Source organism: Streptococcus sp. 1F3 (assembly GCF_054968985.1).
Window position 1 is genome coordinate 1 of record NZ_JBUEQR010000077.1, and the last position, 14,153, is coordinate 14,153.

The 14,153-nt window shown below is 41.7% G+C and carries 13 protein-coding genes; 10 read left to right on the plus strand and 3 right to left on the minus strand.

The annotated features are described in order from the left end of the window. Window positions 1-588 precede the first annotated feature (588 nt). The 6 genes from ACVPON_RS07040 to greA all read left to right on the plus strand — a co-directional run bounded on the left by ACVPON_RS07040 (window position 589) and on the right by greA (window position 9,093). A complete protein-coding gene (locus tag ACVPON_RS07040) occupies window positions 589-3,681 on the plus strand; it encodes a DEAD/DEAH box helicase (RefSeq protein ID WP_462877554.1) in 3,093 nt (1,030 codons plus the stop codon). Window positions 3,682-3,781: 100 nt separating this feature from the next. Beyond that, a complete protein-coding gene (locus ACVPON_RS07045; protein ID WP_462877557.1) occupies window positions 3,782-4,450 on the plus strand; it encodes a hypothetical protein in 669 nt (222 codons plus the stop codon). Beyond that, a complete protein-coding gene (gene murC / locus ACVPON_RS07050; protein ID WP_462877560.1) occupies window positions 4,447-5,778 on the plus strand; it encodes a UDP-N-acetylmuramate--L-alanine ligase in 1,332 nt (443 codons plus the stop codon). Before ACVPON_RS07045 ends, murC begins: the two co-directional genes overlap by 4 nt. Window positions 5,779-6,510: 732 nt before the next feature. Beyond that, entirely contained in the window at window positions 6,511-6,996 is a 486-nt protein-coding gene (locus ACVPON_RS07055; protein ID WP_462877562.1) for a GNAT family N-acetyltransferase, read from the plus strand. Between the two features lie 72 nt (window positions 6,997-7,068). Further along, on the plus strand, window positions 7,069-8,520 hold the full coding sequence (gene mltG / locus ACVPON_RS07060; RefSeq protein WP_462877565.1) for an endolytic transglycosylase MltG: 1,452 nt from the start codon (window positions 7,069-7,071) through the stop codon (window positions 8,518-8,520). Between the two features lie 90 nt (window positions 8,521-8,610). Next, window positions 8,611-9,093 carry a transcription elongation factor GreA gene (greA, locus tag ACVPON_RS07065; protein WP_462877568.1) on the plus strand — a complete coding sequence of 161 codons (483 nt, stop codon included), beginning with the start codon at window positions 8,611-8,613 and terminating at the stop codon, window positions 9,091-9,093. A 97-nt stretch (window positions 9,094-9,190) separates the two neighbouring features. Here greA and yidC read toward each other — a convergent pair whose 3' ends face one another. Beyond that, a complete protein-coding gene (gene yidC / locus ACVPON_RS07070) occupies window positions 9,191-10,111 on the minus strand; it encodes a membrane protein insertase YidC (protein WP_462877571.1) in 921 nt (306 codons plus the stop codon). Between the two features lie 65 nt (window positions 10,112-10,176). Then, complete coding sequence (locus ACVPON_RS07075) at window positions 10,177-10,461, minus strand: acylphosphatase (protein ID WP_462877573.1); 285 nt, start codon at window positions 10,459-10,461, stop codon at window positions 10,177-10,179. 71 nt (window positions 10,462-10,532) lie between these two features. Between ACVPON_RS07075 and ACVPON_RS07080 the strand changes: the two genes are divergently transcribed. From ACVPON_RS07080 to ACVPON_RS07095, 4 genes are all read left to right on the plus strand, one after another. Further along, a complete protein-coding gene (locus ACVPON_RS07080; protein ID WP_462877575.1) occupies window positions 10,533-11,273 on the plus strand; it encodes a TrmH family RNA methyltransferase in 741 nt (246 codons plus the stop codon). A 45-nt stretch (window positions 11,274-11,318) separates the two neighbouring features. Further along, entirely contained in the window at window positions 11,319-11,798 is a 480-nt protein-coding gene (locus ACVPON_RS07085) for an HDIG domain-containing metalloprotein (RefSeq protein ID WP_462877578.1), read from the plus strand. A gap of 27 nt (window positions 11,799-11,825) precedes the next feature. Next, window positions 11,826-12,521, plus strand: a complete 696-nt coding sequence (locus ACVPON_RS07090; protein ID WP_462877581.1) for a Bax inhibitor-1/YccA family protein — start codon at window positions 11,826-11,828, stop codon at window positions 12,519-12,521. A gap of 575 nt (window positions 12,522-13,096) precedes the next feature. Beyond that, window positions 13,097-13,753: a CBS domain-containing protein gene (locus ACVPON_RS07095; RefSeq protein ID WP_462877583.1), complete on the plus strand. Its 657-nt coding sequence runs from the start codon at window positions 13,097-13,099 to the stop codon at window positions 13,751-13,753. 277 nt (window positions 13,754-14,030) lie between these two features. Here the strand turns inward: ACVPON_RS07095 and ACVPON_RS07100 are convergent. Next, window positions 14,031-14,153 (minus strand): transposase (locus ACVPON_RS07100; protein ID WP_462874816.1); only part of this gene is annotated, 123 nt, incomplete at its 5' end.

The window sequence follows — 14,153 nt, forward strand, 5'->3', positions numbered from 1 at the left end:
TTCATTATAAGTCATATGGGACTTTTTTTCTATACTCAAAAAGGCTCCATAATCTCTACAGTGGATTTACCCACTACAGAAATTATAGAGCCATTTTTGAAAGCTTGAGGGAACCTGCCTGCGTTCCATTATTTAAGAGAAGGATCAAAAGCTACTATATTTAGACCAAAAGATTCTACAAAACCCAGAGAGAAGTGCTTGCTTAAACTTAGACAGGCTCCCTTTTTAGGGCTTTTTTTCTAAAAATAAGAGAGGCAAGTGAAGCTTCATTGGATAATCTATGCTATAATGAAAGGATATAGTTGTTTCGTTTACTTTTAGTACTAGGCAAGGAGCTGCAGACTGCTTCAACAGTCTAAGGACTGTTGAAGGTTGGAAATCATACTGACGATAGTCAGTAACAATCGTAGAGTACGGCAAAGCGAGTTCCAATCATCTGGAAGAGTGAAACAGTTCGGCGGACTGTTTCAGCCTGAGCCTAGAAATTTGAGAGCGAAGTGGGCAAGGTTGGAAATAGAGAAACGGAGTTTCCACAATCGTCGAAGGAATAAAAGTTAAACTAAATGAGTATAAGATGAAGGAGTGTGTATGGGTCGATTGATACCGGGGCGGGTTCGTCAAGAGGGGATTCTGCTCTATGAAAGAGGACAAGTAGAGTTCAAACAGCTAAAAGATTGCCAGCTCTTTTTGAAGATTGCAGAAGCAGATTTTCGCTATGCTTTAGAGGAGACGAAATTATCTTGTAGTTGCGAAGTTTTTTCTCAAAAGGGTTACTGCCAGCATTTGGCAGCAACGGAATATTTTTTGAAAAATGACGCTGAAGGCAAGCGTTTGGAAGAACAGCTTGCTGCTGATAAAGAAGTGCATGAGGAAACTGTGCGCAGAACCTATTTTGGTGGCTTATTTCTGGATGATATTTTAGGAACTAGTTACGAATCAGAGCTTCAGTATCGTCTAGCGGTTGAGGGGCAGATAATGCTCTTTGACCATAATATTGACTGGACCTTGAAAATCCAGCGTGGTACTGATCCACGAACCTATGTCATTCGTGATATTGGTGCTTTCTTGCAGACCTTGAAAAAGGGAGGTTACTATCAAATTGGGAAGCACTATTATGAGAAGATTACTTTTGAGCAGTTTGATGGGGCTAGTCAGGAGCTTGTGACCTTTTTGTGGCGCTTACTTCCTGATAGGAAAGGAAGCAATCTGGAGATATTGGTTCATTATGGACGGCATCTACGTCTGCCTCTTGCTAATTTTGAAGAGGGAGTAGATGCCTTGAGACGGCTAGAATCTTTTGAGTTTCAATATGAGATGAATACTTACCGAGACTTGCAATTATTGCCATTTGGTGCTCAAGCTGATTGCTACGTTTTTGAAGTGATGGTTCATCAACATATGATGGAGTTACGGATTAAAGAAGCTCCCTTTCGGGAATTATTCAAGGGCAGGTATCTGTTAGTGGATAATTGTCTCTACTATCTAGATAGAAAACAAGAGCAACTTGTGACGAAACTTCGGGAATTGCCTCTGAATGAAGCTGGAGAGAAGGTTGTCCAATTTGATTTTCAAGATCAGGAACGTCTAGCTCTGAGTTTGTTGGAATTAGCACTAGTCGGAAAAGTAAAAGCACCTAAGCGTTTTGTTATTCGAGATTTTCGACCACGATTTGATATGTCATTGCAGGCAGATGGTGAGATTGAACTAGGTCTAGCGCTAGAATTTGACAATAGACAGGTGACAAGTAGAGAAGCGTTACATCTCCTGCCTTTTTCTTACCATTTCCAGCACTTGGCACAGGTGGAGCGGGTGATACAGGAGGCAGGGTTTAGGGGAGATTTTATCGCTCATCATCCAAGGCTTCAGCCAGATGAATGGTATCGTTTTTTTAGCCAGATTCTGCCTACATTTAGAGCCGTGGGGCAGGTCCAGTTATCCCGTGAGTTAGAGGAGATGATGACGGAGATTCAGCCGAAGATTAGGGTGGAAACCCGAGGTTCCTTGCTGGACATTTCCTTTGATTTTGCAGGGATTGCGGAGGAAGAAATTGAACAAGCGGTGACTGCCTTATTAGAAGAAGCGACGCATTTTACCAGCCATACAGGGAAGGTCTTTCTTTTTGATGAGGAAACAAGGCGAATGAGCCAGACCTTGCGGAATTTGCGAGCCCGCTATCAATCAGACGGGCATCTGTCACTTAATCGCTTGGCTTCCTACCAACTAGCCCAGGCCTGGGCTGGGAAGGACGCAGTTCAATTTTCTAAGGAGTTTCAACAGTTGGCGTATGATTTAACGCACCCAGAATCCTTTGAATTATCTGAATTGCAAGTGACAGCTGACTTGCGTGACTACCAGCGCCTAGGTGTGAAATGGCTATCAATGCTCGATCACTATGGTTTTGGTGGAATTTTAGCAGATGATATGGGGCTAGGAAAAACCTTGCAAACCATTGCTTTTTTGAGCAAGCAGCTAGAGGCTGATACGAGGGTATTGGTTTTAGCACCATCAAGCTTGATTTATAATTGGCAGAGTGAATGTCAGACCTTTGCCCCTTACTTGGATGTGGCAGTTGCTTATGGTCATAAGGAAAAGCGAGAGGAGAAGATTCGAGCCAACCATCAGGTCCTAGTGACTAGTTACCACTCTTTTAGGCAGGATATCGAGTTGTATCGGCAGAATCACTACGATTACCTCATTTTAGACGAAGCCCAAGTGATGAAAAATGCCCAGAGTAAGATTGCCCAACTATTGAGAGAGTTTGAAGTGGGAAATTGTTTTGCCCTTTCAGGCACGCCGATTGAAAATCATCTATCAGAACTGTGGTCTATTTTTCAGATTGTGCTCCCTGGTTTATTGCCAGGGAAAACAGAATTTACCAAATTATCAGCCAAAGAAGTCGCGCGATTGATCCAGCCCTTTATTCTTCGGAGGAAAAAAGAAGATGTACTCTTGGAATTGCCGGATTTACTGGAAATAAATGTCTTGAACGAATTGACTGATGAGCAGAAAGTGGTCTATTTGGCGCAGTTGCAGCAGATGCAATCCAGCATTATAGATGCTAGCGATGCGGATATTCAGCGCAGGAAGATCGAAATTCTGGCAGGGATTACCCGTCTTCGGCAAATTTGTGATACCCCAAGTCTCTTTATGTCAGACTATAGGGGAGAAAGTGGTAAGCTAGAGAGTTTGCGGGAATTGCTGGTCCAACTCAAGGAAGGCAATCACCGTATCCTGATTTTCTCTCAATTTCGCACCATGTTGGATCAGATTGAGGGAGAATTAGAGGCACTGGGATTGACTAGTTATACATTGACCGGTTCAACTCCAGCCAATCTCCGTCAGGAGATGACGACAGCCTTTAATGCAGGAAGCAGAGATGCCTTTCTAATCTCCCTAAAAGCTGGTGGCGTAGGGCTTAATCTGACAGGAGCAGATAGTGTGATTCTGGTTGATCTCTGGTGGAATCCAGCCGTAGAAGCCCAAGCTATCAGCCGTGCCCACCGTATGGGACAGACTGAAAAGGTCGAGTGCTACCGTCTGATTACCCGTGGTACTATTGAAGAAAAGATTCAGGCCTTGCAAGAAAGTAAGAAGCATTTGGTGACCACGGTTCTGGATGGCAACGAAAGTCGTGCGACTATGACAGTAGAGGATATCCGAGAAATTTTAGGAATCTCATAGTCCTTTAGCTGGGATTTGGTAATGAATAAAAGGAAAAAGATGGTCAAAGCGCAGAAGGTGTGGTATAATAATCGTTTGAAAGGAAGAGCGTATGATGAGAATGCAGACAAGATTTCCTCTAGTAGCTGATGATGAGCCAATAGTAGGAGAGAATCCTGAAATGAGATTATACGATGAGGGAGACTTGATTAGTAATATCAAGGGTCCTTATCAAGATAGGGAATTTGGGCAGAAAGAGACTAGTCAAGCGATTCCTCCATATAATGGGGAGGAACGTGGAGCAGAAGAAGCCTTGTTGCCACCGCTTTTTAAAGCTACCCCCAGTCCCTATTCTCGTAAAGAACGCTATCAAAAGCCAAGTTCTCAAGGAGTAGTTGTTCCACCAGCTAAAACGCAAGGGCAGCTGGCGCGCGAGACAGCGCGTGAGGATTTGAAGAAGAAGCGATCAGCATCTTATTTACATCAAGAGATACCTCGTCATCATTTACCAGAAAGGCAGCAGGTCTCTGTGCCCTTGGTCCAAAAGCCAGTGCCTCACTTGACTGCCCTGGCTAATCGATTGCAACAGACAGATTACATTTTGGCAGATATGCCGGCAGTCTACTCGTTGCAAAAAGAAGACCGTAAACAAGAAGTACTAGTGAAGAAAAATTCTTATGACTTTTTGAAGAAAAGTCAAGTCTATAATTATCCAGAACGCAAGGTTCAACGTGAGCGTCGTTTGGCACAAGAATTAAATCTAACACATATGGAAGAGGGATTGGAATGACAAAAACCTATCATTTTATTGGAATCAAAGGCTCAGGAATGAGTGCCTTGGCTTTAATGCTTCACCAAATGGGACACAAGGTTCAAGGTAGTGATGTTGAGAAATACTATTTTACTCAGCGTGGTCTTGAGCAAGCAGGGATTGAAGTTTTACCATTCAGCGAAGCAAACATTACTGCCGATGTCGAATTGATAGCAGGAAATGCTTTCCGTCCAGATAACAATGTAGAGATTGCCTATGCAGATGCTCATGGCTTCTCTTATAGACGTTACCATGAGTTTCTCGGTCAATTCATGCGTGATTTTACAAGTTTTGGGGTGGCAGGAGCACATGGGAAGACATCGACGACTGGTCTTTTGGCACATGTGATGCGTAACATTACAGATACCAGCTATTTGATTGGGGACGGGACAGGACGTGGATCAGAAAATGCCCAGTATTTTGTCTTTGAATCAGACGAATACGAACGTCATTTTATGCCCTACTATCCAGAATATAGTATCATTACCAATATTGATTTTGACCACCCAGATTACTTTACTAGCCTAGAAGATGTCTTTCATGCCTTTGATGATTATGCGAAGCAGGTACAAAAGGGCTTGTTTGTCTATGGTGAAGATGAACAGTTGCGCCGTATTACGGCAACGGCACCGATTTATTATTATGGTTTTGGAGAAGATAATGATTTTGTTGCCTACGATTTGCAACCGTCTACAACTGGCTCGCAGTTTAGGGTACGGCATGCAGGACAAGAGTTAGGTCAGTTCCAAATTCCGACCTTTGGTCGTCACAATGTGTTAAATGCAACAGCTGTTATTGCGAATCTATTTATTGCGGAATTTGATTTGAATTTGGTGGCTGAACACCTCAAAACCTTTGGAGGAGTGAAGCGTCGCTTTACAGAAAAGATTATCAATCAGACGGTCATCATTGATGACTTTGCCCACCATCCGACTGAAATTATTGCTACCATTGATGCAGCACGTCAAAAGTACCCAAGTAAAGAAATTGTGGCGATCTTCCAACCGCATACCTTTACGCGGACCATCGCTTTATTGGACGATTTTGCTCTCGCTTTGAGCGAAGCAGATGCGGTTTACCTAGCACCGATTTATGGATCAGCTCGTGAGACAGATAATGGTCAAGTGAAAGTCGAAGATTTAGCCGCTAAAATCACCAAGAAAGCGGGGATTATATCGCTTGAAAATACTTCCCCTCTGCTAGACCATGGCAATGCAGTCTATGTCTTTATGGGAGCAGGAGATATTCAATCTTACGAATATTCATTTGAACACCTACTAGCTAATCTATCTCGTAACGTTCAATAAGGAACAGAGGCTGAGACCTACGCGCTCAACCTCTTGTTTTATGTATGCTACCCAAGATACAAAAGCCGTTAAGCGAGCAAAGTAAAAATAGGAGGCTGACGGCAGGGTTCGATGAACCCAAGAAGGCCTATCTTTTTTACATAGCTCGTAGGCTGTGTTCAGTTACCCAAGATACAACAGCCGTTAAGCGAGCAAAGTAAAAATAGGAGGCTGACGGCAGGGTTCGATGAACCCAAGAAGGCCTATCTTTTTTACATAGCTCGTAGGCTGTGTTCAATTAAACCAAGATACTAAGCCCGTTAAGAACTCAAAGCGAAAATAGGCGGCCGAACAGAAGTTGCTTGCAACTTCGTCGTGAGACCCCGGCGAAGCTAGCTAGGCTAGTCCCAAATGAAATGCAGGGAATAGCCAGCTAGCTACCGCCAATAAAACAAGTAATTGTATCTGATTCATTTTTTTCTACCATTTTTAGCCCGAACTCAATTAAGATGTGAGAGCGTTTGATACGAATTTCACTCGTTTTATTTCCAGTCTATCCTTAGGCTGTTAAAGCACAAAGTGAGAATAGGAAATCCGACGAGTGAAAAGCTCCAGTGGAGGTTTTCAGCCTCTAAAGTGATTCTCAGCTGTAATTGGCTAAAGCCGAAACAGCTATCTATCTTTTTCGCACAGAGTTTCGTTCAATTATAAATAGAAACGAAAAGACAATACGATGACACAGAAGGAGAAATCATGCAGCTTCGATATGCCAGACTAGAGGATCTCGAAGAGGTCCATACGATTGAACAGGCTAATTTTAGCCCAGAAGAACAGATTGCAAAAGAAGTTCTAGCCTTTTATTTAGAGCATGAGAATAAGACCTGCCTAGTCATGGAAGATGCAGGAAAGATAGCAGGATATATCTTGACACTGCCGACCGAGCACGAAACCGTAACGGATGACTTATTTGAACGACTAGAGCCAAAAGGAGGTTTCCTGCCCCAGCTGGCGATTGTTAGTCTTTCAGTAGCAGAAACCTATAAAGGACAAGGAGTGGGAACCTTATTGCTAGCGGCTATCAAGGAGCTAGCAGTCCAAGGATCTTACAAAGGAATTAGTCTAACCTGCAAGGACTATCTCTTATCCTACTATGCCCTGTATCAATTTGAAGACTTGGGGATTTCGACTTCTCAGTTTGGCGGGAAAATCTGGTATGACATGTATTGGAAATGTCCCTGATGAAAAGCCCTGCTTGATTTTGTAGTACTTTTAAGATATAATGGCTTGTAACTGTTTGAAAGGAGCTTTACAGTGACAAAAGATGCACATGAAAAAGATGGGCAATCCTCTAGTTTCCGCGATAAAATTTTACGTGAATTAGAAGAGAGCAAAGCAACATCTGCTTCAGAAAAAGCTGATTCTATTTCTGATATGTTAGATTATCGATGGGTAGAAGAGGACCTAGCAGATACGGTGGCTCTGTATCGCCCATCATTGACTGAAACGGTCAGTGAAGATGAAAAATTAGACGAAGAATTATTAGAAGAGACGATTGTTTCATCTGATACTAGTAGAAATTCAGAGGATCCTCAACCGAATATGAGACGAAGACGGAATCGAAATCGAAAAGCACAAGATACAGTGGCTAAACGAATTGTGAAATTTGTGATGACAGCTGTCATCCTCTTATTGGTGATCACAGGAATTGCTGTCTGTTTCTATCTCAAATCAAGTTTGGAACCAGTAAATGCGCAGGCAACAGAAACCATTCAAGTAGAGATTCCAGAAGGGTCTTCTACTAAGGAGATTGCTCAGATTTTAGAAAAACAGCGCTTAATAAAAAATGCGATGGTTTTCAGTTATTATTCAAAACTAAAAAGTTATAATAATTTCCAAAGTGGCTTCTACAATTTGAGCCAATCCATGTCTGTAGATCAGCTAGCTAAGGCATTGCAAGAAAGCGGAACTGCGACAGCACAAGACCCTATTGCTGGGAAAGTATTGATTGTAGAAGGCTATACGATGAAACAAATTGCGCAGGCAGTTACAGACAACGTCTATACACCGGATAAGGAAGATAAGACACCATTTACCGAGGAAGCCTTTCTTGAAACTGTTCAAAATGAGGAATTTATCAATCGAATGGTGGCGGCATATCCTAAATTACTGGGGAGCTTGCCTGCTGCAAACAGTGGTGTCAAATACCGCTTGGAGGGATATCTGTTCCCGGCAACCTATGACTACTCGACAGATACAAGCCTGGAGGGGCTAATCGAACAGATGCTTGCAGCGATGGATAGTCGTCTTCAGCCTTATTACGACCAGTTAGCAGCTAAGGGTCTTGATGTCAATCAGCTTTTGACCCTGGCCTCACTTGTCGAAAAGGAAGGCTCGACCGATGAGGACAGACGCAACATTGCTAGTGTATTTTTCAATCGTCTCAATAATGAGATGCCTCTTCAGTCGAATATTGCAATCTTATATGCTATGGATAAATTAGGGGAGAAGACGACCCTGAAAGAAGATGCCACGATTGATACCAATATTGATTCACCTTATAATATATATGTGAATACTGGTTTGATGCCTGGTCCGGTAGATAGCCCAAGTCAGTCTGCGATTGAAGCAACCTTTGCTCCAAATAAAACAAATTATTATTACTTTGTAGCAGATGTAACGACGGGTACTGTTTACTTTGCGATAACAGGTGAAGAGCATAATCAAAATGTTGAAAAATATATCAATAGTAAACTAAACAACTAAAGCAGTTGTCGGGATAAAATTATGTGGGTTTCCGCATAATTTTGTTTTCATGACAGAATGGAACTAGAAAGAAGAAAGAAGAAAAAGAAAATGGCTGAAAAAACATACCCAATGACGATTGAAGAAAAGGAAAAATTGGAGAAAGAATTAGAAGAGTTAAAACTCGTTCGTCGTCCGGAAATTGTCGAGCGTATCAAGATTGCTCGCTCTTATGGAGATTTGTCAGAGAACTCCGAATATGAGGCAGCAAAAGATGAGCAGGCATTTGTAGAGGGTCAAATCTCTATGATTGAGACCAAAATCCGCTATGCAGAAATCGTGAATAGTGATGCAGTAGCAGCAGATGAAGTAGCTATTGGTAAAACGGTCACAATCCAAGAAGTGGGTGAGACAGACGAAGAAGTTTATATGATTGTAGGAGCTGCAGGAGCAGATGCCTTTGCCAATAAGGTTTCCAATGAAAGCCCGATTGGTCAAGCTCTCATTGGTAAGAAAACAGGAGACATTGTTACTATTCAGACCCCTGCTGGTAGCTATGATGTGAAGATTTTAAATGTTGCAAAAACAAAGTAATCCTCAATAAAAATCAAAGATAGACTAAGAGCCTATATAAGACAAGAAAAAACTTGGAATCTCTGTTCCAAGTTTTTTCGATTTAAATTCGTAGGCCTTATCGTGACCGTTGCTTACCAGCATTGCGGTTTTTCTTTTTGGACGATGATTGGATAATGGCAGTATCCGTCTTTGGTGTTAGATCCTTGACACGAGTACTTGTCTGAATTGGTTTAGGAGGATTTTGCTCAAATTCTTCTGCGATCCGCTGGCGCAATTTTGGCTTAAGGAAGAAATTGGTGATTGCTTGTTGAAGGATTCCGATTAATCCACCGACCACCCAGTAGAGGGTTACACCAGCTGGAGAACTCCATGAAAGGAAGATAATCATAATCGGATTCATCAGCATCATAGACTTCATCTGTTTCTTTTGTTCCTCGTCTATACCGACCTGCATGAGAAGGGATTGGAAGAAATAGAGGATACCAGCTACAGCTGTAAGAATAAGGCTCGATTTTCCAAGAGCAATACCCATAAAGCTAGCTTCAGCAATTCCTTCTGTATAGCGAGCAGCATAAAAGAGGGCTGAGAAGAATGGCATCTGGATGAGTAATGGAAGGCATCCAATTCCACCAAACATACTGACACCGTACTCTTTTTGAGTAGCAAAGAGTTCTTGCTGGGCAGCTAGTTGTTCTTCCTGTGAGCTAGCATTCTTCATTCGTTCTTGGATCGGACCAAGGATTGGTTTGAGGTAATGCATTTTTTCAGACTGATAAGTAGCTTTCCAAGATTGGTAAATGCCAAGCGGTAAGATGAGTAGACGGACAAAGATGGTTACCACGATGATCGCTACCCCAAAACCTAAGCCTTGGTTGACAGCAAAGAACTGGATGACATTGCCCATTGGCTCAACGAGGAGTTTGTAGACCCAACCCTCTCCAGTTGGCATACCATTTTTGGTCTGCACACAGCCAGATAGGAAGAAGAGCATAGATAGGACAAGCCCTGATAATACAATACGGTTTGATTTTTTCACTTTCTCATTTCCTTTTTTACATGATACTCTCTATTTTACTTGTTTTGGAGAAAATATACAAGTCTTTAATGCCACTGTTTGACCTGAAAATCTGTAAAGGTTTCAAAGTTTGCAAGGGTGACATCTAGATAGGTAATCTTGCTCATGCGAGAGGGTCCTTTGCGGATTTCTTGGATAAAGTGACTGAGTTTGGCTGGCTGATCCGATTGGGCAAGAATGGTGACAGTCCCGTCCTCATTATTCCAGACCCGACCGTAGATATCTCCGATTTCTCTTGCTAGATATTGGACAGACCAGCGAAAGCCAACTCCCTGTACTCGACCAGAAGCAACCATTTTTACTTTTTGCATGCTTTTCTCCTTTTGACAAGACCTTTACTTTATTATATCATTATTGAAGATGAAAGAAAATGGAGAGTGCTATGGAAATCATTCGTTCCAAGTCTAATCGATTGGTGAAGGAAACAAAAAAGCTACACCAAAAGAAATACCGTAAGCAGTCCTACTTGATTGAGGGTTGGCATTTAGTTGAAGAAGCTCGTCAGGCACACGCTGATATTGAGCGGATCTTTGTCTTAGAGGAATACTATGAAAAGGTAGCGGGAAGGGTTCCTGTAACAGTGGTCAGTCCAGAAGTTTTGCAGGACTTAGCAGATAGCCAAACTCCGCAGGGCATTGTCGCCCAGCTGGCTCTACCGAAAGCCACGCTACCGAAAGAGTTTAAGGGTAACTATCTAGTCTTAGAAGATGTTCAGGATCCAGGAAATGTTGGGACCATGATTCGGACAGCAGATGCGGCTGGCTATGAGGCTGTCTTTATCTCGGATAAGTCCGCAGATATCTATAGTCTAAAGACCTTGCGTGCCATGCAGGGGAGCCATTTTCATTTACCGGTTTATCGGGTTGCTATAAAAGAGCTTCTCACCCATTTCAAAGATTACGGGGTACAGATAGTAGCGACCACCTTATCTGAGAAGTCTGTAGATTATAAGGCCGTTGAGCTAGCAAGCCCATTTGCCCTCATCATGGGCAATGAAGGACAAGGGATTTCACCCTTGATTGAAGGTCAGGCTGATACCCTGCTTCATATCAACATGCCAGGTCAGGCAGAGAGTTTAAATGTTGCAGTGGCAGCAGGTATTCTTCTCTTTAGTTTTATTTAAGCTAGAATCGATAGACTATGGTATAATGGAAAATGAGGTGATGAAATGACAGTCTATACAGAAGATGAAGAGTACATGACCTATGTCAGGCATTTGATAGAACACCCTCGGCTACAAAGGCTCGGGACAATCCCTCATCATTATTATTCAACTCGTTTGGAGCATTCGATCAATGTATCCTATACGAGCTATAAGATTGCAAAAAAATTAGGCTGGGATGCCAAATCAACAGCACGTGGTGGTCTCTTGCATGATTTGTTTTATTATGATTGGCGTGAGACGAAGTTTAAAAAGAGCCATGCTTGGATTCATCCACGGATTGCAAAGCGTAATGCTGAGAAGTTGACTGATTTGAACAAGGTCGAAGAAGACATCATTGTCAAGCATATGTTTGGTGCTACTATTGCACCACTTCGCTATAAAGAGGCATGGATTGTGACATGTGTCGATAAGTACTGGGCGGTGAAAGAAGCAACACTCCCCTTGCAGAAAATGTGGAAACAGCGCAGTTTTCATGCTCATTAAATCGTTATTTATTAGAGGAGGATTAAGATGAATCAGAACCCTTATATCATCAATCAGGTGGATCATACCGCTTTAAATCGTTTCTTTGGCAAAATTTATGGTTTTGTGGCAGCAGGGATTGGGATTTCTGCTTTGGCAGCCTATTTATCTGTTACAGTTTTTATAGATTTTACGCTTAGTCTATTGGTAGGTGGTTCTCTCGTTATCTGGCTTATTCTATTAGCTGAAATCGGTCTTGTCTTTGTAGCTTCTCGTATGGCAGCTCAAAATAGCCCCTTGGCTTTGCCGATGTTTTTTGCTTATTCAGTCATGAATGGCTTTACACTCAGTATTGTACTGCTTGCCTATACACAGGAAACCGTTCTGACAGCCTTTCTATCAGCGACCTTGATGTTTCTTGTCATGGCAGTGATTGGTCTAACGACTAAGAAAAATCTTTCAGGGATGGGGCAGGCTCTCTATGCAGCCTTATTTGGGGTGATTATTGCCAGTGTTGTCAATCTCTTTTTGGCTAGCTCAGGTATGAGCTTTCTCATTTCGATTATTTCAGTCTTGATTTTCTCAGGTCTGATTGCTTATGACAATCAACGGATTCGCCACGTTTTTGAAGAAACCAATGGAGAAGTTGGTCAAGGCTGGGTGGTCTCCATGGCCCTATCTCTCTATCTTGACTTTGTCAATCTCTTCTTGAACCTTCTTCGGATCTTTGGTTCAAGAGATTAAGCCCTTCAATAGATGTATGAAAAAAGAAGATTGATACCTGCAATCTTCTTTTTTGTGGTAGGAGGGGAAAAGAAACGTATACTCTGTAAAAATCAAAAATAGCAGATTTGAAAACTTATGAAACTCAAACATGTAGATGGTATCACATGTTGCTATCGACTAGCTATTTATAAATTGTTTCCTAATTTCATAGAGTTTAAAAAAACGAGCAGTTGATTTTGTTTTCGGTGAATAATCGCTATTTTTGATTTTAAGTGAGTACTGGCTATTCACATTCTACACAACCCCTATGTACATGAGGTCAAGGTGTCTTGCTCTATTTCAGTATAGTATTGCCGTGGCTTGTTGTTTGGGATAGTCTAGTTCTTTCGTTTTAAAATTGAATCTGCCAAGTTGATGCCAGACGAAATCAATAACCAATAAAGTGAGCTTTTAAAAGATATTTTCCGTCCTATGCCAATCACTCCTTAAAAAGGATGATTTTAAGGAAGCATTCACTTTTTTTCGATAAAAAATGAACTCGTTTTCTAATTGTGATATACTATATCATATAAGAGAAACTAGGAGGATTCTATATGGCAGTGAAAGATTTTATGACGCGCAAGGTTGTCTACATTTCACCTGATACAACGATTGCTCATGCAGCAGAACTGATGCGCGAGCAGGCGATTCATCGGTTACCCGTGATCGAAAATGATAAATTGGTTGGTCTTGTAACAGAGGGAACGATCGCAGAAGCCAGTCCTTCAAAAGCGACCAGTCTATCCATTTATGAGATGAATTATCTGTTAAATAAAACCAAGGTTCGAGATGTGATGATTCGTGATGTGATTACCGTTTCAAAATTTGCAAGCTTAGAAGATGCCGTTTATCTGATGTATAAAAATAAGGTTGGTATTTTGCCGGTCGTAGATAATGATCAAATGGCAGGTATTATTACAGATCGAGATGTTTTTGCAGCTTTCCTACATGTGTCTGGTTATGGTGAAGCTGGGGTACGGGTGCGTTTCTTAGTAGAGAATAAGGCAGGCGAACTCGAAAAGATTATCAGACTGATTTCAGACCAAGGCTATAATATTGTGAGCACTGTTCAGATTGCCGATCGATCAGGTAGTGTGGTCATTGAAGTCCAGATTGAAGGCAAGGTGGATAGCCAGCAGCTTGCAGATACTTTTGAGCGAGCTAGAATCAAGGTGGACAGCATGGTGTCAACCGAAACGAAAAAAATATAAGGAGAGTGGAATCCATTCGTGATGCCACAATTATGGACCTGTTCTCATTCTTTTATAGTAGATTGAAACAAAATGAGGATACTTGCTTGCTATAGAGTTCAATAAGATTAGAGTAGATTTTTATATTGCCTCATTATTTTTATTGAGTATGATTTCAAATTAGGCTCGGGCTAATAAGTCTTTGGAAGAACTCAAAAAAGAACCATTCCCTCTAAAAGGTGAATGGTTTGTTTACTTTTATTTGGCTCTTTGTCAACTGTAGTGGGTAGATGAAAAGCTAACATCGTGAGAGGACGAACTTCGTTCTCTCTTTCTTTACGTTTAAAGCAATCAAAATGCGTTTCTTAAAGTTTTCAAAGTTCCTGAATCCAAAGGCATTTCTTTTAATGACTTTGATGAG

Bases quoted from the DNA above. Each gene is read 5' to 3' on its own strand.
- ACVPON_RS07095 (WP_462877583.1), top strand. From the start codon at position 13,097: ATGGCAGTGAAAGATTTTATGACGCGCAAGGTTGTCTACATTTCACCT.
- greA (WP_462877568.1), top strand. From the start codon at position 8,611: ATGGCTGAAAAAACATACCCAATGACGATTGAAGAAAAGGAAAAATTG.
- ACVPON_RS07040 (WP_462877554.1), top strand. From the start codon at position 589: ATGGGTCGATTGATACCGGGGCGGGTTCGTCAAGAGGGGATTCTGCTC.
- murC (WP_462877560.1), top strand. From the start codon at position 4,447: ATGACAAAAACCTATCATTTTATTGGAATCAAAGGCTCAGGAATGAGT.
- ACVPON_RS07055 (WP_462877562.1), top strand. From the start codon at position 6,511: ATGCAGCTTCGATATGCCAGACTAGAGGATCTCGAAGAGGTCCATACG.
- ACVPON_RS07090 (WP_462877581.1), top strand. From the start codon at position 11,826: ATGAATCAGAACCCTTATATCATCAATCAGGTGGATCATACCGCTTTA.
- ACVPON_RS07085 (WP_462877578.1), top strand. From the start codon at position 11,319: ATGACAGTCTATACAGAAGATGAAGAGTACATGACCTATGTCAGGCAT.
- ACVPON_RS07075 (WP_462877573.1), bottom strand. From the start codon at position 10,461: ATGCAAAAAGTAAAAATGGTTGCTTCTGGTCGAGTACAGGGAGTTGGC.
- ACVPON_RS07080 (WP_462877575.1), top strand. From the start codon at position 10,533: ATGGAAATCATTCGTTCCAAGTCTAATCGATTGGTGAAGGAAACAAAA.
- ACVPON_RS07045 (WP_462877557.1), top strand. From the start codon at position 3,782: ATGCAGACAAGATTTCCTCTAGTAGCTGATGATGAGCCAATAGTAGGA.